The following is a 25,258-nucleotide window of genomic DNA, read 5'->3' on the forward strand; positions in this document are numbered from 1 at the left end:
CTAGTCCTCATCGGCGACGTTTTCTACCTCGCTGTTCTGATCATCGTGTTCGCCGACATGTTCCAGGGCGAGATCGACCGGATCGAGCAGGCCGGCCGCCTTCAGATCGTCGATTCCCGGCAGGTCACGCCTGCTGGCAAGGCCGAAATGGGCCAGGAACTCCGGCGTCGTCGCATAGAGCAAGGGGCGCCCCGGCACCTCACGCCGTCCAGCGGGACGAATCCAGCCGGCCTCCATCAGCACGTCGAGCGTGCCCTTGGATATCTGCACGCCCCGAATCGCCTCGATCTCGGCGCGAGTCGCGGGCTCGTGATAGGCGATGATTGCCAGCGTCTCGATGCCGGCGCGGCTCAGCTTGCGCGGCTCCTCCCGGTCACGGCGCAGCAGGTGCGCCATGTCGCCGGCGGTCTGGAAATGCCAGCGGTCGCCGCGCCTTACCAGCTCGATGCCACGCCCAGCGAAGTCGGACTGGATCTCGTCGAGCACCGGCCGGATATTGTCGGCATTGCCCAGATGCGCGCGGATCGCGTCCATCGTCATCGGCTCGGTCGCCGCGAACAGCACCGCCTCGACCGCGCGCGTCAGGTCGTCGGCGCGCTTCATGCCCCAGCCTTCAGCTCAGGCGCCCTGAGATAAAGCGGTGCAAAGGGTGATTTCTGGCGAAGCTCGACCCTGCCCTGCCGCGCCAGCTCGAGCGCCGCCACGAAGCTCGATGCAAGCGCCGATTTGCGGAAGATGCCGGTTGCGGATTCGGGCAGGAAGGTTTCGATCACGGCCCAGTCTATCCGTTCCCCGACCAGGCGCGATACCCGTTCCAGCGCCGCGTCGAGCGTCATCACGGGACGATTGGCGACGATATGCATCACCGGCCGCGTGCGGGCGCTGATCCGGCCATAGGCGGAGATCAGGTCGTAGATCTCGGCCTGCCACAACGCCTTGCGCACGGTACGAAGCCCCTCGGGGGCACCCCGGACAAAGACGTCGCGGTCGAGCCGGTCGCGCGCCATCAGCCGGGCGCCTGCCTCGCGCATCGCGTTGAGCCGTTCGAGCCGCAATTGCAGCCGCAGCGCCAGTTCCTCGGGACTCGGCTGCTCTTCGGGATCGCGCGGCAGCAACAGCGCCGATTTGAGATAGGCGAGCCACGCCGCCATCACGAGATAATCGGCCGCCACCTCGAGCTTGATCGCCTTGGCTTCCTCGATGAAGCGCAGATACTGATCGACCAGCTCAAGGATCGATATCTCGCGCAGGTCGACCTTCTGGTTGCGCGCGAGTGCCAGCAACAGGTCGAGCGGCCCTTCCCAGCCGTCGATATCAAGGGTCAGCGTCTCGGGCTCATCCATGATGCGGTTGTGGCGAAGCCAGGCGCGCGACACAATCCTCCCCGGCGCGGGAAGGAACTAGGCCAATCCCAGCAACGCATCCCGCTTCGCGATCAGTTCGGCCATGTCGCCCTTTGGCGCCCGGCCGGCGATCGTCGCCATCGCCCGGTCGAGCCGCTCCAGCGACCGCGCCGGCATCTCGCCGATCCGCGACGCGATGTCGTCCATCTCGTCCATCCGGCCCCAGCAATCGAGCACAAGGTCGCACCCGGCGGCGATCGCGCCCGCCGCCTTGTCGCCCGCGCTGCCGGTCAGCGCCTTCATGTCGATATCGTCGGTCATCAGCAGGCCGTCGAAGCCGATGCGCTTGCGGATCACGTCCTCGATCACGATCGGCGACAGGGTTGCCGGGCGCTCCGGATCCCAGGCCTGGAAGACGATATGCGACGTCATGCCCATCGGCGCATCGGCAAGCGCCCTGAACGGCGCCAGGTCGATCTCGAGCTCGGCATCGGACGCGGTGACGGTGGGCAGGTGATAATGGGTATCGACCTTCGCCCGGCCATGCCCCGGCATATGCTTCACCACGCCGACAACGCCGCCGTCGCGCAGCCCCTCGACCATCGCCCGGCCCATCGCGCCGACACGCATCGGCTCCGAGCCGAGCGCCCGTGTCGTGATCGCCTCGGTCGTGTCGGGCTGCGATACGTCGAGCAGCGGCAGGCAGTCGACGGTGACGCCAACCTCGGCCAGCATCAGCGCAATCGCCTGGGCATTGGCCCGGGCCGCCTCGATCGCCGAGATCGGCGCGGTCTCGTACAACGCATCGAAGGAAGGTCCGGCCGGGAAAGCCGGCCATTCGGGCGGCTGCATCCGCGCGACACGCCCGCCCTCCTGGTCGATCAGGATCGGCAGGTCGTCACGCCCGGAAAGCGCGCGCAGATCATCGGTCAGCGCACGAACCTGCGCACGATCGGCGATATTGCGCTTGAACAGGATATAGCCCGCCGGATCGGCCTGGCTGAAAAAGGATCGTTCCTCAGGCGTGAGACTCAGGCCGGACAGGCCGTAAATGACGGGCTTCATGGGAAGGCTGCCTAACAGGAAGCCTCCCCCTCAAAAACCCCTCCCTTTCGGCCAGGGGCCGACCACTCAGTCGTTCGCGACGAAGCACGCCTCGCCGGCAACCTTCAGCCTGCCGCACAATTCCGACGCCGCACCGGCGCTGCCGGCGTTGACGCGCAGGCGATAGACGGTGCGGCCATTGACCTCGGCTTTCTGCACCGACTTGCCCATCGGGGCGAGATAGGTGAAGCGCTTGGCGGCCTGAGCCCAGGCCGTGTTGGCCGCGCCCTCGTCAGGGAAGGAGCCGAGCTGTACCAGCGAGCCACGCGATGCCGGGCCTGCCACAGGCGCCGCCGATTGCGTGGTCGCGCCAAGCTTGCCGCCGGACGCCGGAATAGCCACGACCGCCTTGCTCGATCCGCCGGTCGCGGGTGCTGCGGGCGCAGCGCGCGTCCCGGCAACCGGTGCTTCCGGCGTCGCATTCAGGTCGATCGCGGCGTTGCCGCCACCGGCACCGTCACTCGTCGCGACGGCCACTTCGCCCTCGCCCTCGACCTTCATGCCGCCGGGATCGTCAGGCTTGACCTTATAGTCGCCCTCCTGCGCCACGATCAGGGCACCATTGCCGTCGGCGCCCTGCTGCTTCTTGTACCAGCTGAAGCCGAAGATCGCGGCCGCAAGAAGGGCAAGGCCGAGCACGACGATCAGGACGACACGCAGGACCGACGGACCCTGGTCGTAATCCTCGTCGACTGTTTCGAGCCAGGGCAGCCGATCCTCGTCGCGGACCTCGAAATCGTCCGACGTCGTCATCAGTTCATCTCCTGGACCGCCTGCACCCCCATGATGCCGAGTCCGTTGCGAATGATTTGCCCGATAGCGTCGGCCAAGAAAAGCCGCGCGCAGGTGACCGCCGGATTGTCCACGATCAGGAAACGGCGATCGGGCCGGTCGTTTCCGACATTCCAGAGGGAATGGAACTCTGCCGCTAAGTCATATAGATAAAAGGCAATTCTGTGCGGCTCACGCGCCGCTGCCGCTGTCTCGACCACCCGCGGGAACTGCGCGGCACGCTTCACCAGCGCCAGGTCCTCCGTTTCAAGTTGGGACAGGTCGGCCGCACCGCAGACGATGCCGGCCTCGGTCGCGCGCCGATGGAGCGAGGCGACCCGGGCATGGGCATACTGCACATAGAAGACCGGATTGTCCTTGGAGGCCTCGACCACCTTGGCGAAATCGAAATCCATTTGGGTGTCGGCCTTGCGCGTCAGCATGGTGAAGCGGACCACATCCTTGCCAACTTCTTCCACGACTTCGGCTAGCGTGACAAAATTACCAAGCCGCTTGCCCATCTTAACGAGTTCGCCGTTGCGCATAAGTCGAACCATTTGGACGAGCTTCACGTCGAAGCGAGTCTTGCCGCCAGTCAGCGCCTGCACCGCGGCAACGATCCGCTTCACCGTGCCGGCATGATCGGCACCCCAGATGTCGATCAGGGCGTCAGCCGTCTGCGCCTTCTGGTAGTGATAGGCGAGGTCGGCGCCGAAATAGGTCCATTGCCCGTTCGATTTCTTGATCGGCCGATCCTGATCGTCGCCGAACTGAGTCGATCGGAACAATGGCAGCACCACCGGCTCCCAGTCCTCGGGCATCTCGCCCTTAGGCGCTTCAAGCATACCGTCATAGACCAAGCCCCGCGCGCGCAATTCCACCTCCGCTGCCTCGGGCTTCCCCGCCGCCTGCAACTCGGCCTCGGACGAGAAGAGGTTGTGGTGGATGCCGAGCAAAGCTAGGTCGGTCCTGATCAGTTCCATCATCGCCGCGACTGCACGCTGGCGGAACAATATCAGCCAGTCGCTCTCTGGCGCGCCAGCATATTTGTCGCCGAACTCGTTGGCGAGCGCCTGGCCTACTGGAACGAGATAATCGCCAGGATAATAGCCATCCGGAATCTCGCCGACGTCCTCGCCAAGAGCCTCGCGGTACCGCAGGTGCACCGAACGGGCGAGCGTATCGACCTGCCCGCCGGCATCGTTGACATAATATTCGCGGATCACCGTCGCGCCGGCGAATTCGAGCAGGCTGGCCAGCGCATCGCCCACCACTGCGCCACGGCAATGGCCCATATGCATCGGGCCGGTCGGGTTGGCCGAGACATATTCGACGTTCACGGTCGTGCCCGCGCCCCTGGCCGACCGGCCATAATCCGCGCCCTCGTCATGAATCGTCGATAGTTCGCCGCGCCAGGTGTCGTCGGTCAGCGCGAGGTTGATGAAACCCGGCCCTGCGATCGAGACGCCCGCAACCTCGTCGAGTTTGTCCAGCCCAGCCGCGATCTTCTCCGCCAGGGCACGCGGATTGGTCGCGGCCGGCTTGGCCAGCACCATCGCTGCGTTGGTCGCGAGGTCGCCATGGCTCGGGTCGCGCGGCGGCTCGACAGTGACATTGGCGCGGTCCAGCCCGGCGGGCAGATCGCCTGCCGCGACAAGGGCATCGAGCACCGCATCGAGATGTGCGGCGAAACGGGTGTAAAGGGTCATTGCTGGTCCGGTCTAAAGAGCGAGCGCGGCCCTTAGCGGATGGCGCGCCTACACTCAAATCGCATGGGAGTCTGTCCTGCCGCCCAGATCGGCCGCCTGTTCGCTCAGCCCCGCTCATTGTGCCCTGCCCCACCCGATTGTCGGCCAGTGCCTTGCCGAGGGCGGTCGGCGCAGCAAGGTCGGTGGAAGCGGGTTGGGCCTGTCCTCGTCATGCCACCAGAATCGCCGCACTTGCGATCACGTTGAATCGAGCCGACCGGTGCATGGCATATGCGACATGATGCCACCCCGGGGGAGATATGGGACACCAGCATGTCCCATATCCTTCGAAACCGGCTCTAAAATATCGATTTCACTACAACTACTTACGGAGAAATACGTTGCACCGGCGCGACACACCGGGATTTTCAGCTTCGGACAAGTCCGTCAATGGGCCGCCCGTGACCGATGTCGGGAAACAGCGCCGCCATCGCCCGTCCGGGCTCGATCCCGAAATGCCCGGCCACCGCCCCCGCGATGAATGCGTCGAGCTGCAGCGTCGGTTTCAGGTCGCGTCCTTCGAACAGCGCCGACTGGCCAAGTCCCGGCCAGTCGGCCAGCACCCGTCCCCCCTTCACGCCGCCACCGATCAGCATCGCCGCGCTGCCAGTACCGTGATCGGTCCCGCCTGTGCCGTTGATCGCGACCGTTCGCCCGAATTCGGTCGCGACCAGCACCATCGTATCGGCCCAGAGCGGCCCGAGCCCTGTCTGCAGCGCGCCCACCATCCCGTCGAGCGCACGAAGCTGCCCGCCGAGCCGCCCGCGCTGCTGCGCATGGGTATCCCAACCCCCGGTCTCGATCATCGCGATCCGCGCGCCGTTCGCGGGTACCAACAGCTTGGCCGCCATCGCGCCGGTCGCGGCGGCATTGCGTCCTTCGTCATTGGTCATGCCACCGGTAAGCGCGCGCGTGGCCATCGCCTCGCTCCACAGTGCGTGGAGCTGGCTGTCGCCCTGATAGAGCATCGACACCCGTTCCATCAGCGCATCCGAGGCGTCGGGCAGCGACGATGGCGCATAGGAGGAGACCTCATTGCTTCCCCGCATCGCCATCGGCACGGTTGCCGAGATCGCGATCGCCTTGGCCTTGGTCGGCGGCAAAATGGTGAGCATGCGGTTGAGCCAGCCGTCCTTGACCCGGTACGCGCCCGGCCCGCCCGTCTCGAGCACATTCTGCCCGTCGAAATGCGATCGGTCGCGATACGGCGAGGCGATGGCATGGGCGAACAGCGCCTGGCCCTGCCCATAAAGAGTACCGATCCCACCGAGCGAAGGGTGCAGCGCGAACATCGAGTCCAGTTTGGTCGCCGTCGCGAAATCGTCGGCGAGCATACCGCGCGCGCCGGCAAAGGCCGGATCGCCGACCGCGGCAACCGTACCGAGCCCGTCAGCCGCGCCGCGCTGGATGATGAAGACGAAGCGCTTGTCGGTCTCTGCCTTGGCGAAGGCGAGGCGCGGCGAGAACGCCAGGGCCACCGTGCCGATCGTGGCGGCGCCGATAAAGGAGCGACGATCGATCATGTCTATCTCCGCATGAATTCGGGGGCGACAAGCAGCAGCGCCAGCGCCTGCCCCGCGCTTTCGGCCCTGGTGAGCGACTGGGCGGTAGTGGTCGAGAGGGTCGTCGGGAACAGCTTCGGCGCCAGCGTACGGGCATCAAGTTGTGCCGCGGCCCGGGCCGAGAATCGTTCCGCCGCCTCAACCCGCCGAAGGATGGCGTCCGGCCCGGCCCAGCTTGCCGCGATATCGTCATAACCGGCCGGAGAGCCCGGTTTCCATGTCGGCTGGCCGAGCTGGTTGAGCACTGCCGTCACGGCGCGGGGCTGGATCGCCGTCATGCCCAAAGCGCGATAAGCCGAGATCGACCATTCCCAGGGAGTCTTGAACTTGGCGGGCTGGACCGCCCAGGCTTCGGGCGCGTCGATCAGCACACGGTACAGACTGGGCAGGTCACCGCCCGTCTTCAGGAAAGACGCCTCCATCCTCCGCACCAGCGCCGCAGGCGGCGTATCGCTGGTGAAATGCCGCGCGAGCTTGGTCGCGATATGCCGAGCGGTCGCCGGATGGACAGCCAGATCGTCGAGCACCGCCTGTGCCTGCGCCTCATCGCCCTGCGCATAGGTCTTGCCCATGATCGTGCGCGCGCCCGGCTCGTGCAGTGGCGCGGCGAACACGAAATCGCCCGGCACCCCGGCTGTTCCCGCAGCGCGTGCGAAGATGCCCCGAGTCAGCCCCGCGACGCTCCAGCCGGTCATCGCCCGGGCAAATTCGGTGACGTCCGCCTGATCGTAGCCGGTGCGTACACCCAGGGTGTGCAGTTCCATGATCTCGCGCGCGAGATTCTCGTTCAGCCCGAGATTGCGGTTGCCGCGCGCGACCGCGCGCGCGCCGGCCGGGCTGCCGGTACCGACCGATTGCGCCTGATCGAGATAAAGAAGCATTGCCGGATGCCGCTCCACCGCGTTCAGCATGTCGCCGAACCTGCCGAGCACATGCGGCCGGATCGCCTCGAACTCCAGCAGCCCGCCAAGGCCGACGACCTGCATTTTGTCGATCGAGATAGCGAAATGATTGGCCCAGAAATGCACCAGCCGCTCGACGAAAGGTGCAGGCGTGGCGAGCGCCGTCGAGGTGCGCGCGCCGACAGCGCGGATGTAATAGTCCCGCGCCTGCCGCTGGGCGAACTGGCGTGCCTGTTTCACGGGATCATTCCCGGCGTGCGCACCGTTGGCGCCAGGCGTCATCGCGGTTTGTGCCATCGAGTCGCCAGTCTTAGCCTGAGCTGCCATCGCCGGTGCTGCCGCGGCGGGGCCTCGCTTCCCCCGCCCTGTTCCCGATTCCCGCCGAAGCATGCGCGTCTGGTCCATATAGTCCGATAGCGCCCCGGCAATCACCTTCCGGCTCGGCAACGTCGCGATCACCGCCGGCTTCGGATCGAAGGCGCCGAACTGCCCCAGCAGCCATTTCCGCGCATCGTCGGGTATGGCCTCGTCAGGCCTTGCGCCCAGCCCGAAACGATTCAACGCAATGCCGGCATCTGCCATGGTCTGGTTCCCGTCGTCCTCCCGGTCCTTGTACACCCATGGTGTCGCAAGAGTTTGTCATTCCGGGCGACGGAAACGGCTTACCGTCCGTTTCCTGCAACTGGTCGCGCAATCTTTGCGGTTGGGATTTTGCTGCACTGCAATATCCTAAGCCCACAAGACAAGCGGAGGATGCTGATCTGGCTTTCGAGCAACGAAAGGAAAGATCATGACCAAGACCCTTCTCGCCGCCGCCGCCCTGCTGGCGACGTTCTCCACCCCAGCGTTCGCCAAGGACGACGTGCAGCCACGCAAATTCACGCGCGACGGCCAGACCTTTGTCTATACCACGACCCTCAAGGCGAACCGCGTCGTCATCAGCGGCCGCCGCTTCCCGTCGGGCAGCGCCTTCGAGTTCGTCGTCCGCGGCGACCAGATCAGTGGCGTGTCGGGCGGTGAGCCAGTCTCGTTCACCGTGAAGGGCGCTCAGGCGAAGCTGACCCCGGTCGCACTCGCCGCGCGCTAAAACCCCTCGGGCAGGTCGATCGGGCCAACCACTTCGCGATAGCGGGTGACGGCATACCGATCGGTCATCCCGGCAATGAAATCGGCAATGTGGCGGCTGCGTGCGGGTTCTTCCGCAGGCAGCCGCCCATACCAGTCGGCGGGCATCCGGCCAGGTTCGGCATGATAGGCGTCGAACAGCCCCGCAACGAGCTCCCCGGCGATCTTCGCCGCGTCGAGCTGACGCGGATGATGATAGAGATTGGCGTACATGAAGCGCTTGAGCGACCGCTCGGCCTCACGCATCTCCGCCGAAAATCCCGCCAGGCACGTTCCCGCCGCCCGCACATCGTCTTCGGTTTCGATTCCGGCGCCGTCCACGCGGCGGCGCGTCTCGGCGATCAGGTCGTTGACCATCGTGCCGATCTGCGACCGCACCAGTTCGCCAACCAGCCGGTCGGGCGCGACATCGGGAAAACGCTTGCGCGTCGCATCCCATCCTGCCGCGACCACCGGCACCGCCAGGATCTGGTCGAGCGTCAGCAGCCCAGCTCGAAGCCCGTCATCGATGTCATGATTGTCATAGGCGATGTCGTCGGCGATCGCCGCGACCTGAGCCTCCAGTGACGGCCAGCGCGTCAGGTCGAGCGGGAACGCGGCATCCGCTTCGGCCAGCGCCCATTGCGGCGTCGCGATCGGGCCGTTGTGCTTGGCCAGGCCTTCGAGCGTCTCCCAGGTCAGGTTCAGCCCGTTCCAGCGCGGATAAGGGCTGTCGATCACCATCAGCGCGCGCAGCGTATTTCCATTGTGGTCGAACCCGCCCTGCCCCGTCAGCGCCGCCTGCAGCGCATCCTCCCCGGCGTGGCCGAAGGGCGGATGGCCGATATCATGCGCCAGGCACAGTGCCTCGGTGAGATCCTCATTGAGTCCGAGCGTGCGGGCGACGGTGCGGCCTATCTGTGCAACCTCGAGACTATGGGTCAGGCGAACGCGGAAATGATCCCCGTCGGGCGCCATGAACACCTGCGTCTTGTGGCGCAGGCGGCGAAAGCTGATCGAATGGATGATCCGGTCGCGGTCGCGCTGAAAGGCATCGCGCGGCCCGCGCACGGTTTCGCGCTGCTCCTGGTGCAGGCGACCACGGCTCTTCGCCGGGTCCGCAGCCCATGGCATGTGGCGCGGTGCTTCGCTCACTTTGCGGCCAGCTTCGTGACCTTCTGGCCCGCTTCGCTGGTGAAGGTGAAGGCGGACAGCCCTTCCTTGGTCAGCGCGTTGACGAAGGCGCGCGCTTCCTCGTTGCTCTTGAACGGGCCGGTCAAAACGCGATTGGTCGCGCGCAACGGCGTCGTCCAGCCGACTCGGCCGCGGAACATCGCCGGCGCCTTGGCCCGCACCTTCTCCCACTCCTTGGGCAAGGTGGATTCGTTCGCGCCCCCCGCGACCTGCACCCAGATACGCGACGGCTCGAGCAGCTTGGGGTCGTTCTTCTTTTTCAGTTCAGCCGCCTTCTTGGCCTCGGCAGCCTTCTTCGCCTCGGCCAGCTTCTTCGCCTCCGCCGCCTTTTTGTCAGCAAGCGCCTGTTTGTCGGCGAGTGCCTGTTTCTCCATCAGTGCCTGTTTTTCTGCAGCGGCCTTCTTCTCCGCCGCTTCCCGCGCAGCCGCCCCCGTATCGATCGGTGCAGGCGCGGCCTGAGCTGCCGCAGCCTGAGGCGTGGGCGACGGCTCGGCTCGGGCGGTCTCGACCGGCGCGACACCGAGCTCCGATCCGGGCACGGATATATCGGCGATGATACTGGCGAGGATCGAATCCTCGCTCCGCACCGGCGCGGGCGCTGCGCTGGCGACATGGGCCGGTGGCAGGGCAGATGTGTTGACCGCACCGGTAGCGACGGGGGCTGTCGCGACAGGGGTCGACGTGGCCAGCGCCACCGGCTCGACGGTCGGCGAAGAGGTCGATGGCGTTGAGACCGAACGCTGCGTTGTCGCCTCGGGAACCCGGGTGGCGGTCTCGACTGGAGGCATAGTCGACCTGGCCGGCGGTGTTACATCAACCGCTGGGCGGCCCGGCATGGACGACGACGCAAGCACCACTGGCCCGGAAGCAGATGGCGACACCGGTTTCGTCGCAATCGACGGGGCGGGGCTGGTCGAAACCCGGGTATCGGCTTCCGCCGGTGGGCGAGTGCGGCTCGGCGTCGGCGTCCGGGCTGCAGCAATTGCGGTCGGCGCCGATGCCTGTGGCGACCGTGATCCGGCCACCGGTGCAGCCGTCATGCTCTGCCGCGCAGTCTCCGGGATGCGTGTATATGTCGGGGTGGCCGCCATGTTGACCGGCGGCTCGGCCGGGTCAGCGCTTGCGACATAGGCCGGCGGCTGCGGCAATGGATCGGGCTGGGGCAGTACCCGTGGTGGCGGCGCCGCAACCGCCAGTTGGACGACGTCCTGTTTGCCGCGCTTCTTGCGCCGGCTGCGGCGATCCTCCTGCTGCGCGGGCTTCGCCACGGGCTGCACCGCCGCGACGGCAACCGGCGCAGGCACGCCTGGCTCGGGCGCCAGGGGAGCCAGCACCGGGATCATGCGTGTATCGGCGATCCGCTCGGGCGTCGGGCGCAATTCGCCGAAATGCACGGCGAAGGCGCGGTCGGTCGGCCCAAGCGCGGGCAAACGGTCGAAAAAGGGCAACAGGCCCTGGGCGAGCCCGGGCGGCATCATGTTGGTCGCGATCCGCGACGCCCCCTGATCGTCGCCGTTCATCGCCAGGATGAAGGCGCGCGCGCGCCATGCGCCGCGATCGCTCTTGCGCAGGAGGGGGTCGAGCTGCTGCAGCGCCAAGTCGCGCTTGCCCGAAATACCGAGCGACAAGGCATAACGCCGAATCGTCTCGTCCGCCGGCGCGTCCTTCAGCGCCAGACGATAGTCGCGCTGGGCACGTTCCTGCTGGCCGATCAGATCATAGGCAAGCCCCCGGTCGGCAGCATAGTTGCGCGGATCGAGGCCGAGCGTCTCAGCTTCACCGAACCGACGCAGCGCTTCGCCGGGACGCTCGGACTGGACCAGGATGCTGCCCATGCCTGCCTTGATCCGCGCGTTACGCGGATCGAGGCGTTCCGCCCGGGCGAAGAAGGTCGCTGCCGCGGTCGGGTCGCCAAGCTTCAATGCCAGTTCCCCGGCACGAACCAAAGCGTTGATATCCAGGGGATTTGTGGCCAGCAGCGGCATTTCGGCGGCCAGCTCATCACCCAGCGGGTTGATCTGCTGGACCGTCTGGACGCTCTGCAGCTGAGCGGCGGCGGTCGCCGCCGACAACGGCACGATCAACGCAGCAGCAGACCCGAAAAGGCGAAACACGCGCATAAGGAGCCAGCCTAGAGCCCAGTCCGGCTGAACCGGCAATGTCCGGCCCGGACGAGGCGCGCCAGAGCGACGCGCTCCGGCGATGAACCGGGCGCGCCCTCGGGCTTCATCTCATTGATTGTTCTGGCGGTGCAGGAAGCGGGGGATATCGACCGAATCCTTGTCGGACGGCTCTTCTTCACGCGCGGCGCCACGCGACACGCTCGACATACGCTCGAACAGGGTGCCGCCCAGCTTCACGCGCGGCGCGGCGGGCGCCGGCTCGACGGGCTGGGCCGGGGCCGGTGCCGCCTCAGCGGTTGCAGGCGCACCGGGTGAAAGCCAGCGGCGGCGCACCGAAAGATCGGGCTCGGGCGCTGCTGCCGGGGGCGTGTCTTCTTCGTCGCCGAACACTTGAATGTTGGGAACCTGGGTCTCGCTGCCCAGCACCAGCTCGTCGCTGTCCTCGGACGATTCCAGCTTGATGTCGGCAGCCGGCTCCTCGGCCTCGAGCGCCACCGACTCGGCAACCACGGGTGCGGGGGCCTCGACGACCGGCGCAGCTGCTTCCTCGGCCTTTTTCGGTGCCGAGAAGGTAAAGGCGCGCGATGCGGGCGCTGCTGCGGCGACTGGCCGTGGCTCGGCTTCTATACCGGTCGCGACGACCGATACGCGGATCTTGCCCTCGAGCTCGGGGTTGAATGCCGACCCCCAGATGATGTTCGCGTCTTCGTCGACCAGCTCGCGAATGTGGTTCGCTGCCTCATCGACTTCGAGCAGGCGCATGTCGTCGCCGCCGGTGATCGAGACGATGACGCCCTTGGCGCCCTTCATGCTCACCCCGTCGAGCAGCGGGTTCGCGATCGCCTTGGACGCCGCCTCGATCGCGCGATTGTCGCCGGTCGCTTCGCCGGTGCCCATCATCGCCTTGCCCATTTCCTGCATCACCGAGCGGACGTCGGCGAAGTCGAGGTTGATGAGGCCCGGCATGACCATCAGGTCGGTGATGCCGCGCACGCCCTGTTGCAGCACCTCGTCCGCCATCTGGAACGCCTCCTTGAAGGTGGTGTTCGCATTGGCGACCAGGAACAAATTCTGGTTCGGGATGACGATCAGCGTATCGACATATTTCTGCAGTTCTTCGATGCCTGCATCGGCGCTCTTGGCGCGACGATTGCCCTCGAAGGCGAACGGCTTGGTCACGACGCCAACGGTCAGGATGCCCATGTCACGCGCCGCCTTGGCGATGACCGGTGCAGCGCCTGTGCCCGTGCCGCCGCCCATGCCGGCCGCAATGAAGCACATATGCGCGCCTTCGAGCATCTTGCTGACCTGCTCGATCGTCTCTTCAGCCGCGGCGCGGCCGATCTCGGGACGGGAGCCGGCGCCCAACCCCTGCGTGATCTTGGCGCCGAGCTGGATCTTATGGGGCGCGTTCGACTGTTTGAGCGCCTGCGAATCCGTGTTGGCGACGAGGAAATCGACGCCCTGCACTTCGGCGCGCATCATGTTCGCGATCGCGTTGCCTCCGGCACCGCCGACCCCGATCACCGCGATGCGCGGCGTCAGCTCGTCGACTTCGGGGGGAAGGAATTCGATGCTCATCGCCTGGTCTCCGCAACACCCCAAACATCGGGGCGCTCAATGATGATACCGCTCGTTCTGCACCATCGCTTGCGGTGACTCCAGCACGAACAGCTAAATCTTGTCGTATTTCTTTAATAATTCGCCTTGGCCGTTGCGATCAGCCGCTTGAAGATCGCAAGTCCCTTCGGTCGATGCACCAACTGGTTCGTCGGAGACAAGGACCGCAAGTCAACCGGATCAGCCGCAGCATAGAATGCAAGGCCTGCCAATGTCGCAAAAGCCGGCCCGCCATGTGCCTCCGGCAAGGCAGTCAGCCCGCGCGGCCGGCCGATCCGGACCGAGCGGCCTAGAGCCTGCTGCGCATAATCGGCGATGCCCTTCAGCTCGGCACCGCCGCCGGTCAGCACGACCTGGCGGCCGACCGGGCCTTCGAACTTCAGCTCGACCAGCGCCTTCTGCACTTCGCCCATCAGATGATCGAGCCGCTGGCGGATCACCGCGATGAGCTGCGCGCGCGTGATGCGCGTGCCCTCGCCCGCGCCGTCCTCTGCCGAGATCGGCGCGACGTCGATCATGTCGTGATTGTCGCGCGGGCTCGCATTGGCCGATCCGTAGAAGCACTTCATCCGCTCGGCTTGCGCGCGGCGCGTGCCGAAGGCGGAGGCGATGTCGTCGGTGATGTCGGCCGCGCCGATCGGAATCGAGGTCAGGCCGACCAGCATACCGCCGGCGAACAGCGAGACATTGGTGATGCCGGCGCCCATCTCGACCAGCGCCACGCCAAGCTCGCGCTCTTCTTCGGACAGGCAGGCCATGCCGGTCGCGACCGGCGACGCGATGATCGCCTTCACTTCCAGGTGCGCATTGGCGACGCACAGGCCGAGGTTGCGCACCGGTGACCCGTCGGCGGCAACGACATGGATGTGGACGCCGAGCCGGTCGGCATGGAGGCCGAGCGGCCGCTTCACGCCGGTCAGGCCGTCGAGCGTGTAGAGCGCCGGCTGTGCGTGCAGCACCATCCGGCCCGCCGGATCGATCGATTCACGCCCGGCCTGGAGCAGCGCGTCGATGTCCGACTGCTCGACCCGGTGGCCACCAAGCTCGAACTCGATCGAGGCGACATCGGACACGAGGCCGCCGGCCGAGAAGCTGACCCAGACATTCTCGATATTGGTGCCGGCGATCCGCTCGGCCTGTTCGACCGCTTCGCGCACCGCGACTTCGGTCGCCGCGGCGTCGGCGATATAGCCGCGCTTGACGCCCCGGCTCTCGCGCTGGCCGGTGCCGAGCACGATCAGCTCGCCGCCATCGCCCTTTTGCGCGATCATCGCCGAAACCTTGGAGGAACCGATATCCAGCGCGGTGATCAACCCTTCCGGTGCTGTCTTCGCCATACGCCTTACCCCTGTACCATCGTGAATGCGGTATGCTTAGCTTCGATAAGAGCCGGTCGCTGCGACGTATTTGCGCCTTCCGGGTCCGTTACGGCACGATTAACCACCTGACCGGGCTTTCGCGCAACAAGCTTCTTCGGATCGCGCATGTCGAAGCGGACCCAGCCCTTGCCCAGGAGCGGCTTCACGCCATCGAGCTGGGCGAATTTCACCAGCGCCTTGGCGGCATCGGCATCGCCCTCGGGCAGCGCCAGAGTCTCGCCGGATTCGAACAACAGGTTCCACCGCCGGTTGCCGACCCAGGTTGCCGCCTTGACCAGCGGACGCAGTGCCGGCGCGGCGTCGAGCAGTTTCTGATAGGCAGCTTCCTGCGCATTGGCGCCGGGGCCGATGACCAGCGGCAGGTCGGGCATCGCATCGGCCTTCACCGGCTCGAGCCACACGCCATTCTCGGCGATCAGCGACAGCTTGCCCTGGTCCTGCCAGATCGCCGTCGGCTTGCGCTCGACGATATGCACCAGCAGCGTATCGGGCAGCCGGCGCGACACATGCGCGTCGGCAACCCAGCCAAAGGACAGCAGCTTCTGACGAACGTCCTCGAGGTTGACCAGCGGCATCGCGCGCGATTTCTGGTCGAGCGCGACGGCATAGACCGTCATCCTGTCCATCCGGCTGAGCCCCGTCACCTCGACCTGCTCGACCCGGAAACCGGCGCGGCCGACGCCCTCGGCAATCGCGACGCCGATCGCGCCCGGCACACCGAACCAGCTGGCGGTCACCACCGCCACCGCGCCGACCGCGCCGACGATCGACCAGGTCGCGATGCGGCGCAGCGTGTCGTGGCTGATCGGCAGCGCCTCGATCGTGCGATCGATGATCGACGCCTTGGGCTGCTGGCGCCGCTTGGTCTGAATCTGCCGCCGCGGCGGAGAGCCGCGCTTGATCGTTCGACTCACGCCATCTTCTCCGGGCTCAGGGCCTCGTCGACGATCTTCTGGACCAGCTCGGCATAGCTCAGGCCGATATAGCGCCCCTGCTCCGGCACCAGGCTGAGCGCCGTCATGCCCGGCTGGGTATTGACCTCAAGCAGGAACAGGCCATCGACGCCCTGGTTGTCGTCCCAGCGGAAATCCGACCGCGACACGCCTTCGCAGCCGAGCAACCGGTGCGCGTCGAGCGCGATACGCTTGCACGCGTCGGCGATTTCGTCGGGAACCTCGGCCGGGCAGACATGCTCGGTCAGCCCATCGGTATATTTGGCGTCATAATCATACCAGCCGCTCTTGGGCTTCAGCTCGGTCACCGCGAGCGCCTCGCCGCCCAGCACGGCCGTCGTCAACTCACGCCCGCGGATATAAGGCTCGGCCAGCAACTCCTCGAACTCGCCCCAGGGGCCACTCACGCCCCGCGCGATCGGGTTGCCGTAATTGCCAGCATCCGTGACGATCGCGACGCCGACCGAGGAACCCTCATTGACCGGCTTCAACACATAGGGCCGCGGCAGCGGGTCGCCCTCGTACAGCGTCTCGCTCTTCACGATCCGCCCGCCCGGCATCGGGATGCCGTGCGGCACCAGAGCCTGCTTGGTCAGCAGCTTGTCGATCGCGATCACCGACGTGACGAGGCCCGAATGCGTATATTTCAGGCCCATCAGGTCGAGCATGCCCTGAACCGAGCCATCTTCGCCGGGCGTGCCGTGCAGCGCATTGAACACCACATCGGGCTTCGCCTCGGCGAGTTTCGCCGCCACGTCGCGACCCATGTCGATCCGTGTCACGCGGTGGCCAAGGCTCTCCAGCGCGTCGGCGACACCAGCGCCGGACATCAGCGAGACGTCGCGCTCGGCCGACCAGCCACCCATCAGCACTGCAACGTGGAGCTTGCTCACTTCCTGACTCCCACGCGCTGAATCTCCCATTCGAGCTCGACCCCGGAGGTCGCCTTCACCTTCTCGCGTACTTCCTCGCCCAAGGCCTCGATCTCGGCGCTGGTCGCGCTGCCGAGGTTGAGCAGGAAATTGCAATGCTTCTCGCTGACCTGCGCATCGCCGCGGGTCAGCCCGCGGCAGCCGGCCTGGTCGATCAGCGCCCAGGCCTTGTTCCCTTCGGGATTCTTGAAGGTCGATCCGCCCGTGCGCGAGCGCAAAGGCTGCGATGCCTCGCGCTCGGCGGCGATCCGGTCCATCTCGGCACCGATCACGGCGGGATCGCCCGGCACGCCTTCGAACACCGCCTCGACCACCACAGCACCCGCCGGCAGATCGGAATGGCGATAGACATACCCGAACTTCGCCGCCGGCCAGACCTCGACATCACCCGAGCGGGTGACGACGGTCGCCTCGATCAGGATATCGGACGTATCGCGGCCATAGGCGCCCGCATTCATCTTCACCGCACCACCGACCGTGCCGGGAATGCCGCGCAGGAACTCCAGCCCCGCAATTCCCGCATCGCGCGCTGCACTGGCGACACTGATCCCCATCGCAGCGCCCCCGGCCCGAACCCGGTTGCCCGGCTCGATCACCGACTTCGCCATCGCCTTGGGCAGCCGCACCACGACACCGGGCACGCCACCGTCGCGCACGATCAGGTTCGATCCCACCCCCACCGGCAGCACCGGCGTCTCGGGATCGAGCCCGGCCAGGAACACCGCTAGATCGCGCACGTCCTTCGGCCGTACCAGCCATTCCGCCGGCCCGCCGGTGCGAAACCAGATGAAATCGGCCAGGCTGCCTTCATGCTCGGCCGTGCCCTGCAGGGGCGGCAAGGCGTTACAGACATTGCTCATCGCGCCGCCTCGATGGCATCGGCGAGCCCCGCGGCCCATTTCGTGATATCGCCGGCCCCCAGGCAGACGACCATGTCGCCGGGCTTCGCCACATCGGCAAGGGTGACGGCCAGCGCATCGGCATCCGCGATCGTCGCCGCCGAACGGTGCCCGCGCCGCTTGATACCCTCGACCAACGCCTCGGCATCGACGCCTTCGACCGGCGCTTCGCCCGCTGCATAGACGGGTGCGACATAGACCATGTCGGCATCGTTGAACGCCTGCTGAAACTCCTCCATCAGGTCGCCGAGCCGCGAATAACGGTGTGGCTGCACCACCGCGATCACGCGGTTCTCCACGCCCTCGCGTGCCGCGGACAGCACCGCGCGGATTTCGACCGGATGATGGCCGTAATCGTCGATGATCGTCACGCCACCCGTCTCGCCGACCTTGGTGAAGCGTCTTTTCACCCCACCGAACTTCGCAAAACCCTGCTGGATCGTCGCATCGTCGATGCCCAGTTCGAGCGCCACGCCGATCGCGGCGAGCGCGTTCTGGACATTGTGGCGGCCCGGCATCGGCAGTTCGATCCCCTCGATCGACCGTGTCGTGCCGTCGCGGTTGCGCACAATCGTCTCGAAGCGATTGCCACCGGGGATCGGGGTCACGTTCACGCCGCGCACATCCGCCTGGGCAGAGAAACCATAGGTCACGACACGTCGGTCGCGCAGCCGCGGAATGATGCCCTGCACTTCGGGATGATCGAGGCACAGCAATGCAGCGCCGTAGAAAGGCACATTCTCGACGAACTCGACGAACGCATCCTTAACCGCGTCGAACGAGCCGTAATGGTCGAGATGCTCGGGATCGATATTGGTGACGACGGCGATCGTCCCGTCGAGCCGCAGGAAGCTGCCGTCACTTTCGTCAGCCTCCACCACCATCCAGTCGCTCGCGCCGAGCCGGGCGTTGGAGCCATAGCTGTTGATGATCCCGCCATTGATCACCGTCGGGTCCACCCCGCCCGCATCGAGCAGCGCCGCGACCATCGAGGTCGTCGTCGTCTTGCCATGCGTGCCGGCGACGGCGACGGTCGACTTGAGCCGCATCAGCTCGGCCAGCATTTCGGCGCGCCGCACCACCGGGATGCGGCGCTCCAGCGCCGCTTCAAGCTCGGGATTGCCGCGCTTGATCGCCGTCGAGGTGACGATGACCACCGCATCGCCCAGATTCTCGGCCTTCTGGCCGATATGCACGGCGATACCTTTGTCGCGCAGGCCCTGCACGACATAGCCCTCGGCCATGTCCGATCCCTGCACCTTATACCCGAGATTGTGCATCACCTCGGCGATGCCGGACATGCCGATCCCGCCAATGCCGACAAAATGGATCGTGCCGATATCGGTGGCTACACCCTTCATGCGTAAAGCGGCTTTCCGTTAGTGCCCATGGGCAGCGGCACGCCGATCGGCATGTCCCCGGGCGTGTCGTTGAGGCTCTCGACCAGGTCGGCAAGGTCGCGCGCGGCATCGGGCCGCCCACAGCTCCGCGCGCGCCCGGCCGCATTCTGCAAGGCGGCCGGATCGAGCCCGAGCTTCTGCATCTGCTTGGCCAGTTCGATCGGCGTGAAGCTGCGTTGGTCGATCGTCCGCGCGCCGCCGGCCGCCGTCATTTCGCGCGCATTGGCGGTCTGGTGATCGTCGGTCGCGCTCGGCAGCGGCACCAGGATCGCGGGGCGTCCGGCGACGGTCAGCTCGGCCAGGGTCGAGGCCCCTGCCCGCGCGATGACCAGATGTGCCCAGGCAAGCTGCTCCGGCAGGTCGGGCAGATAGGTGGCAAGGTCTGCCGCGATCGACAGTTCCGCATATTTCGCACGCGCCGCCTCGATATCCTCGATCCGCGCCTGGTGAGTCACCTGCAACCGCCGGCGGAAGCTCACCGGCAGCAGCGACAGTCCGTTGGGCACGACCTGGCTCAGCACGCTCGCGCCCTGGCTTCCGCCGGTCACCAGCACGCGAAAGATGCCGTCCTCCTCAAGCAGCGGATAAGGCCTGGACCGCAGCGCCAGCACCGAATCCCGCACCGGGTTGCCGACCAGATGGGTCTTGCCGGCATATTTGGGCGCAAGCCGCTCGACATTGGCATAGGACGTCGCGATCGCGCTCACCTTGCCAGCGACCAGCCGGTTCACCCGCCCGAGCACGGCATTCTGCTCATGCACCGCGGTCGGGATCTTGGAATGGAACGCCGCCAGCAGCGCCGGCAAGGCAGGGTAGCCGCCGAACCCGATCACCGCCGCCGGACGAAAAGCCTTGTACAGCTCGATCGCCATCGCCCGGCCCTTGATCATGGCCGAGGCGGCACGCGCCCAGCCCACCGGACCGCCCGCCAGCCGCCCCGCCGGCAGGACATGGGTCTGCACATCCTCGAACAGCCCGGGAAAGCGCACCCCGCGCTCGTCGCTGACCAGCGCGACATGATGGCCGCGCTTCATCAATTCGGCCGCAAGCGCCGCCGCCGGGACCATATGGCCGCCCGTGCCGCCCGCCGCGAGAACGAAGTGCCGTGCCTGAGTCATTCCCCGCTCCATCGTGCGATATAAGGCGACCGCGATACGAACGGATTGCGCCGGGTGAAAGCCAGCAACAGACCCATTCCGATCGACAGCGCGATCATCGACGATCCGCCATAGCTGATAAAGGGCAAGGTCATGCCCTTGGAAGGTGCGAGGCCGGTATTGACCGCCATCGAAATCAGCGCCTGCGTGCCAAATTGGGTCGCGAGCCCGGCCGCGGCGAACAGGCGGAACTCATCCTGCTCGTCCAGCAGCTTCACGAACACGCGCACGACGATCGCCAGGAACAGCAGCGCGATGATCATGCAGGCGATCAGCCCGAACTCCTCGCCGATCACGGAGAAAATGTAGTCGGTATGCCCTTCGGGCAGGCGGAACTTCATCGATCCGCCGCCGGGCCCGGTGCCGCGCCAGCCGCCGCCGGTAATGGTGTCGTGCGCGGCGTTGGTCTGGAAATGGTCGGACGCCCCGGCCCCGTCGCTGTTTGGGAAGAGAAACGCGTCGATCCGGGTCCGCGCGGTGCCATAGAGGAAATAGGCGGCGATGATGCCGGCCGGCGCACAGCCGATCAGCCCCGCCATCACCTTGGGTGACGTGCCCGCGATCATCAGCAGCGCAAGCCACACCGCGACGAACACCACGGTCTGGCCGAAATCCGGCTGGAGCATCAGCAGCACTGCGACGAGCGCCGTCATCGCGCCGGTGATGATCACCACCGGCAGCGCCTCGTCCTTCGCGCGCATCGACAGCAGCCAGGCGCAGGTGACGATGAAAAAGGGCTTGAGGAACTCCGACGGCTGGATCAGCGAAATGCCGAAATTCAGCCACCGCGTCGCACCGTTCTTCTCGACCCCGAAGAACGGCACCGCAATCAGCAGGACGAGGCAGGCGATGGTGCCGAGCAGCGCCATGCGCCGCGCGATCGCGACCGGCAGCATCGAGACGACGAACAGGATCGGCAGCGATACGCACACCCAGGCAAGCTGCCACCAGAGGTAGAACAGCGCCGGGATATGATGTTTCTCGTCCGAATAGCGCGTCGCCGCAGCCGGCGAGGCAGCGCCCACCGCGATCAGCCCGACCGCGATCAGCAGCAGCGTGAGCAGCAGCAGCATCCGGTCGATGTCCCAGAACCACATGCCGAGCGCCGAGCGGTCACCACGACCGCCCCCGCCCTTCATGCGATTCCACAGGGTCAGCGTGCCGGGGTTGGTCTTGTTCATGCCAGCGCCCCGACAAGGGCGCGGAACTGGTCGCCCCGGTCCTCGAAATCACGGAACTGGTCGAACGAGGCACAGGCCGGCGACAGCAGCACGGTCTCGCCATCGGCTGCATTGGCCGCCGCGCTCCTGACCGCCTCGGCCAGCGTGCCGCTTTCCTCGACCGGAAGGGCCGACTTCAGGATCTCGGCGAAACGCGGGCCTGCCTCGCCGATGGTATAAGCCCGTGTGACATGCCCGAAAAAGGGCGCGCAAGCGTCCAGATCGTAGGTCTTGGCCTGACCGCCAAGGATCCAATGAATGCCCTGAAAGGCAGCGAGCGCCGGCGCGGCGGATTCGGGATTGGTCGCCTTGCTGTCGTTGACGAAGGCGACACCGTTCCGCACGCCGACCCGCTCCATCCGATGCGGCAGACCCTTGAAGCTCGCCAGCCCACGATCGATCGCGTCATCGTCGACGCCAAGCGCCTTGCACGCGTCGATCGCGGCAAGCGCGTTCTGCGCATTGTGCGGCCCCTGCAATGAAGGCCAGCGCGACTGGTCCATGCACAGGCCCGGCGCGATCTTCGTCAGATGCTCGCCCCGCGCCGACAGCGACCGCGCGATCTCGGCCGAAGCGGCATCGCCGATCCCGATGATCGCGGCGTGATCCACCGATTGCATCGCGAACAGCCGCGCCTTGGATGCGGCATAACCCTCGAACCCGTCATAACGATCGAGATGGTCGGGCGTGATGTTGAGCAGGATCACCACCTCGCAATCGAGGCTGGTCGTCAGGTCGATCTGATAGCTCGACAGCTCGAGCACATAGACGCCACCTTCAGGCAACGGCTCTTCGCCCAGGATCGGCTTGCCGATATTGCCGCCAAGCCGGGCCGGGATGCCCGCCGTCTCCAGGATATGATGGATCAGCGCCGTGGTGGTCGACTTGCCGTTGGTGCCGGTGATGCCGACCACCTTGTGGGGCGGCAGGCTGGCGCGCGCCTGGGCGAACAGCTCGATATCACCGATGATCGGCACGCCCGCCGCCCGCGCCTGCGCGCCAACCGGGTGGCGGTTGATCGGCACGCCGGGCGAGACGACGAGCCCGTCGAAACCGGTGAGGTCGATCTCTTCCGGGTTGGCGAGCACAAGTTCCTCCCCGGTACGGGGAGGGGGACCATCCGCAGGATGGTGGAGGGGGGCTTCAGCGGACGCAACGCCTGGGGCAGCCCCCCCTCCACCAGCTTCGCTGGTCCCCCTCCCCGTACCGGGGAGGATCGCCGCCCGCGCCGCCTCGTTCGAATCCCACGCCACCACCTCGGCCCCGCTTGCCACCAGCGCACGCACCGTCGCTGCGCCCGAGCGCGCAAGCCCCAGCACCGCGTAGCGTTGGCCGCGCCATGTGGGGCTGGTGATCACCGAAGCTTCAGCGTGGACAGGCCCGCAAGCGCGAGCACCAGCGCGATGATCCAGAAACGGATCACGACGGTCGGCTCGCTCCAGCCGAGCTGCTCGAAATGATGGTGGATCGGCGCCATCTTGAAGACGCGCTTGCCGGTGCGCTTGTAGAAGAACACCTGGATGATGACCGAGAGCGCCTCGATCACGAACAGCCCACCGATGATGCCGAGCACGATCTCGTGATGCGCAACGACGGCAATGGTGCCCAGCGCCCCGCCCAGCGCAAGGCTGCCCGTGTCCCCCATGAACACCGCCGCCGGCGGCGCATTGAACCACAGAAAGGCGAGGCCCGCCCCGATCATCGCACCGCAGAAGATGGCAAGGTCGCCCGCCCTGGGGACGTGTGGAATGCCCAGATAGGCCGCGAACTTCGCGTTGCCCGCGAGATAGACGATGATCATGAAGGCAACCGCGGCGATGATCACCGGCATGGTCGCCAGGCCGTCGAGCCCGTCGGTCAGGTTCACCGCGTTGCCGAAGGCGACGATCGTGAAGGCGGCGAACACGATGTAGAAATAGCCCAGGTCGATCCACCAGCCATTGGTGAACGGCAGATAGAGATGCGTGCCGGTCGCGCCGTTCTGATGGATGATCAGCGCGGCGGCGATCGCCGCGATGGTGAACTCCCCCAGCAGCCGCATCCGCCCGGATACGCCGGCGGTGCTTGCCTTTCGCACCTTGTCGTAATCGTCGAGGAAACCGATCGCGCCGAAGCCGAGCGTCACGAAGGTGCAGGCCCAGACGAACGGATTGCTGAGGTCCATCCAGAGCACGATCGACAGCACCAGCGAGGTCAGGATCATCAGCCCGCCCATGGTCGGCGTGCCGCGCTTGGCGAGGTGGCTCTGCGGCCCGTCGCTGCGGATCGGCTGCCCCTTGCCCTGGCGCACGCGCAGCCAGCCGATGAAGCGCGGCCCGATGATCAGGCCGATGATCAGCGCGGTCGCAACCGCCCCGCCCGAGCGAAAGCTCAGATAGCGGAAGAGATTGAGGAGCCCCGGAAATCCGAGATAACTGGCGATCAAATAGAGCATTATGCTGTCCCGTTCGCCAAACCGGCGACCACGCGCGCCAACCCGACTCCGTTCGAACCCTTGATGAGAACCGCGTCGCCCGGCGCCAGCACTGCCGACAGGCTCGTCCGCGCGGCGGCGGCATCGGCCACATGAACGAAATCGACCCTGCCCTCAAGCGCGTTCGCCAGCGCTGTCATCGCTTCACCGACAAGGATGACCCGTTCGACGCCCGCCGCGATCACCGACTCCGCCAGACCGGCGTGATAGGCGTCGCTCTTCTCGCCCAGCTCGCGCATCTCGCCCAGCACGGCGATCTTGCGCGAAGCCGCCTCGGCGCCCAGCACCGCCAGCGTCGCGCGCATCGAGGTCGGGTTGGCATTGTAGCTTTCATCGATCACCAGCGCCTCGCCGCCCGCGACCTTCACGGTCAGCCGCGCCCCGCGCCCCGCGAGCCCGCCCAGCTCGGCCAGCGCAAGGCCCGCCAGCGCAAGGTCGCCGCCGACCGCATCGACCGCCGCCAGCACCGCCAGCGCGTTCGACACCCAGTGCATGCCCGGCTGGCCGACGGTGAAGCTCAGTTCCTTCTCGCCCAGCGACGCCGTAACGAAGGTGCCGCCCGTCGCCGTCCGCATCGTCTCCAGCGCCCGCACATCGGCACCCTGATCGATCCCGAAGGTGACGATGCGGCCGGCATAGGGCCTCGCATGCCCGAGCAGCCGGTCGCGGTGCGGGCTGTCATAGGGGATGATCGCCACTCCGCCCGGCTCGAGCCCGGCGAAGATCTCGCCCTTGGCATCGGCAATGGCGGATTCATCGGGAAAGAAGGCCGTATGGGCGGGCGCGATCGCCGTCACCATCGCGACATGCGGGCGCACCAGAGTGGTGAGGTGCGCGAGTTCGCCGGCATGGTTCATGCCCATCTCGAACACGCCGAACCGGCTCGCGGCCGGCATGCGCGCCAGGCTCAGCGGCACGCCGGTGTGGTTGTTGTAGCTCTTCACGGAGCGATGCGCCGTACCAGGCGCGCCGCGGTCGAGCGCGGCGAACAGCGCTTCCTTGGTGCTCGTCTTGCCGACCGATCCGGTCACGCCGATGATCTTCGCCGCGGTCCGGGCTCGCGCCGCGCGCCCGAGCGCATCGAGCGCGGCCGTCGTGTCGGCGACTAGGACATGCGGGTGCGGTGTCGATGAACTGACAACCGCACCCGCCGCTCCCCGCTCGGAGCTCTGGTCGAGGAATTTATGCCCGTCGCTCGTCTCGCCCTTCAACGCGACGAACAGGTCGCCCGGGCCGACTTCACGGGAATCGAAGGTGACGCCGGTGGCGACGAACTCAGCCGAGGCGGTGCCACCCGTCGCGGTCGCGATCTCGACGGAGGTCCAGAGACTCACTGCTCCCCTCCCGCTTGCGGGAGGGGCTGGGGGTGGGCTC

At 66.6% G+C, this 25,258-nt stretch carries 21 protein-coding genes; 1 reads left to right on the forward strand and 20 read right to left on the reverse strand.

The window, feature by feature from the left end; all coding sequences use genetic code 11:
- From scpB to AC1DT7_RS16205, 7 genes are all read right to left on the reverse strand, one after another.
- On the reverse strand, positions 1–603 hold the full coding sequence (scpB, locus tag AC1DT7_RS16175; protein WP_478037059.1) for an SMC-Scp complex subunit ScpB: 603 nt from the start codon (positions 601–603) through the stop codon (positions 1–3).
- Positions 600–1,343, reverse strand: a complete 744-nt coding sequence (locus AC1DT7_RS16180) for a segregation and condensation protein A (protein WP_478037095.1) — start codon at positions 1,341–1,343, stop codon at positions 600–602. Before AC1DT7_RS16180 ends, scpB begins: the two co-directional genes overlap by 4 nt.
- 57 nt (positions 1,344–1,400) lie before the next feature.
- Positions 1,401–2,408, reverse strand: coding sequence for a glycoside hydrolase family 3 N-terminal domain-containing protein (locus AC1DT7_RS16185; RefSeq protein WP_478037060.1), 1,008 nt, complete (start codon positions 2,406–2,408; stop codon positions 1,401–1,403).
- A 66-nt stretch (positions 2,409–2,474) separates the two neighbouring features.
- Positions 2,475–3,200 carry an SPOR domain-containing protein gene (locus AC1DT7_RS16190; RefSeq protein WP_478037061.1) on the reverse strand — a complete coding sequence of 242 codons (726 nt, stop codon included), beginning with the start codon at positions 3,198–3,200 and terminating at the stop codon, positions 2,475–2,477.
- Positions 3,200–4,927, reverse strand: coding sequence for an arginine--tRNA ligase (gene argS / locus AC1DT7_RS16195; protein ID WP_478037062.1), 1,728 nt, complete (start codon positions 4,925–4,927; stop codon positions 3,200–3,202). Before argS ends, AC1DT7_RS16190 begins: the two co-directional genes overlap by 1 nt.
- A 407-nt stretch (positions 4,928–5,334) precedes the next feature.
- Positions 5,335–6,489, reverse strand: coding sequence for a DUF1501 domain-containing protein (locus tag AC1DT7_RS16200; protein WP_478037063.1), 1,155 nt, complete (start codon positions 6,487–6,489; stop codon positions 5,335–5,337).
- A 2-nt stretch (positions 6,490–6,491) separates the two neighbouring features.
- Complete coding sequence (locus tag AC1DT7_RS16205) at positions 6,492–8,012, reverse strand: DUF1800 domain-containing protein (protein WP_478037064.1); 1,521 nt, start codon at positions 8,010–8,012, stop codon at positions 6,492–6,494.
- Positions 8,013–8,220: 208 nt separating this feature from the next.
- Between AC1DT7_RS16205 and AC1DT7_RS16210 the strand changes: the two genes are divergently transcribed.
- Positions 8,221–8,517 carry a hypothetical protein gene (locus AC1DT7_RS16210; RefSeq protein ID WP_478037065.1) on the forward strand — a complete coding sequence of 99 codons (297 nt, stop codon included), beginning with the start codon at positions 8,221–8,223 and terminating at the stop codon, positions 8,515–8,517.
- On the opposite strand, the gene AC1DT7_RS16215 is transcribed toward AC1DT7_RS16210, so the two are convergent.
- From AC1DT7_RS16215 to AC1DT7_RS16275, 13 genes are all read right to left on the reverse strand, one after another.
- The gene (locus AC1DT7_RS16215) at positions 8,514–9,668 is read right to left on the reverse strand and encodes a deoxyguanosinetriphosphate triphosphohydrolase (protein ID WP_478037096.1); all 1,155 of its coding nucleotides are present in this window, start codon (positions 9,666–9,668) and stop codon (positions 8,514–8,516) included. The two genes, AC1DT7_RS16210 and AC1DT7_RS16215, sit on opposite strands and share 4 nt — an antisense overlap.
- Before the next feature lie 17 nt (positions 9,669–9,685).
- Complete coding sequence (locus AC1DT7_RS16220; protein WP_478037066.1) at positions 9,686–11,848, reverse strand: SPOR domain-containing protein; 2,163 nt, start codon at positions 11,846–11,848, stop codon at positions 9,686–9,688.
- Between the two features lie 111 nt (positions 11,849–11,959).
- The gene (gene ftsZ, locus AC1DT7_RS16225) at positions 11,960–13,432 is read right to left on the reverse strand and encodes a cell division protein FtsZ (RefSeq protein WP_478037067.1); all 1,473 of its coding nucleotides are present in this window, start codon (positions 13,430–13,432) and stop codon (positions 11,960–11,962) included.
- Between the two features lie 113 nt (positions 13,433–13,545).
- Complete coding sequence (ftsA, locus tag AC1DT7_RS16230) at positions 13,546–14,808, reverse strand: cell division protein FtsA (protein WP_478037068.1); 1,263 nt, start codon at positions 14,806–14,808, stop codon at positions 13,546–13,548.
- A gap of 5 nt (positions 14,809–14,813) precedes the next feature.
- Positions 14,814–15,764, reverse strand: coding sequence for a cell division protein FtsQ/DivIB (locus AC1DT7_RS16235; RefSeq protein ID WP_478037069.1), 951 nt, complete (start codon positions 15,762–15,764; stop codon positions 14,814–14,816).
- Complete coding sequence (locus AC1DT7_RS16240; protein ID WP_478037070.1) at positions 15,761–16,696, reverse strand: D-alanine--D-alanine ligase; 936 nt, start codon at positions 16,694–16,696, stop codon at positions 15,761–15,763. Before AC1DT7_RS16240 ends, AC1DT7_RS16235 begins: the two co-directional genes overlap by 4 nt.
- A complete protein-coding gene (murB, locus tag AC1DT7_RS16245; protein WP_478037071.1) occupies positions 16,693–17,595 on the reverse strand; it encodes a UDP-N-acetylmuramate dehydrogenase in 903 nt (300 codons plus the stop codon). Before murB ends, AC1DT7_RS16240 begins: the two co-directional genes overlap by 4 nt.
- Positions 17,592–18,995 (reverse strand): UDP-N-acetylmuramate--L-alanine ligase, encoded by a 1,404-nt coding sequence (gene murC, locus AC1DT7_RS16250; protein WP_478037072.1) that lies wholly within the window; start codon positions 18,993–18,995, stop codon positions 17,592–17,594. The genes murB and murC overlap by 4 nt, the downstream gene beginning before the upstream one ends.
- Positions 18,992–20,152 (reverse strand): undecaprenyldiphospho-muramoylpentapeptide beta-N-acetylglucosaminyltransferase, encoded by a 1,161-nt coding sequence (murG, locus tag AC1DT7_RS16255; RefSeq protein WP_478037073.1) that lies wholly within the window; start codon positions 20,150–20,152, stop codon positions 18,992–18,994. The genes murC and murG overlap by 4 nt, the downstream gene beginning before the upstream one ends.
- Complete coding sequence (locus AC1DT7_RS16260) at positions 20,149–21,372, reverse strand: FtsW/RodA/SpoVE family cell cycle protein (RefSeq protein WP_478037074.1); 1,224 nt, start codon at positions 21,370–21,372, stop codon at positions 20,149–20,151. Before AC1DT7_RS16260 ends, murG begins: the two co-directional genes overlap by 4 nt.
- A complete protein-coding gene (gene murD / locus AC1DT7_RS16265; RefSeq protein ID WP_478037075.1) occupies positions 21,369–22,769 on the reverse strand; it encodes a UDP-N-acetylmuramoyl-L-alanine--D-glutamate ligase in 1,401 nt (466 codons plus the stop codon). Before murD ends, AC1DT7_RS16260 begins: the two co-directional genes overlap by 4 nt.
- Complete coding sequence (gene mraY, locus AC1DT7_RS16270) at positions 22,766–23,845, reverse strand: phospho-N-acetylmuramoyl-pentapeptide-transferase (RefSeq protein WP_478037076.1); 1,080 nt, start codon at positions 23,843–23,845, stop codon at positions 22,766–22,768. The genes murD and mraY overlap by 4 nt, the downstream gene beginning before the upstream one ends.
- On the reverse strand, positions 23,845–25,218 hold the full coding sequence (locus AC1DT7_RS16275) for a UDP-N-acetylmuramoyl-tripeptide--D-alanyl-D-alanine ligase (protein WP_478037077.1): 1,374 nt from the start codon (positions 25,216–25,218) through the stop codon (positions 23,845–23,847). Before AC1DT7_RS16275 ends, mraY begins: the two co-directional genes overlap by 1 nt.
- Positions 25,219–25,258 lie beyond the last annotated feature (40 nt).

This window comes from Sphingomonas sp. P3_C6 (assembly GCF_056402595.1).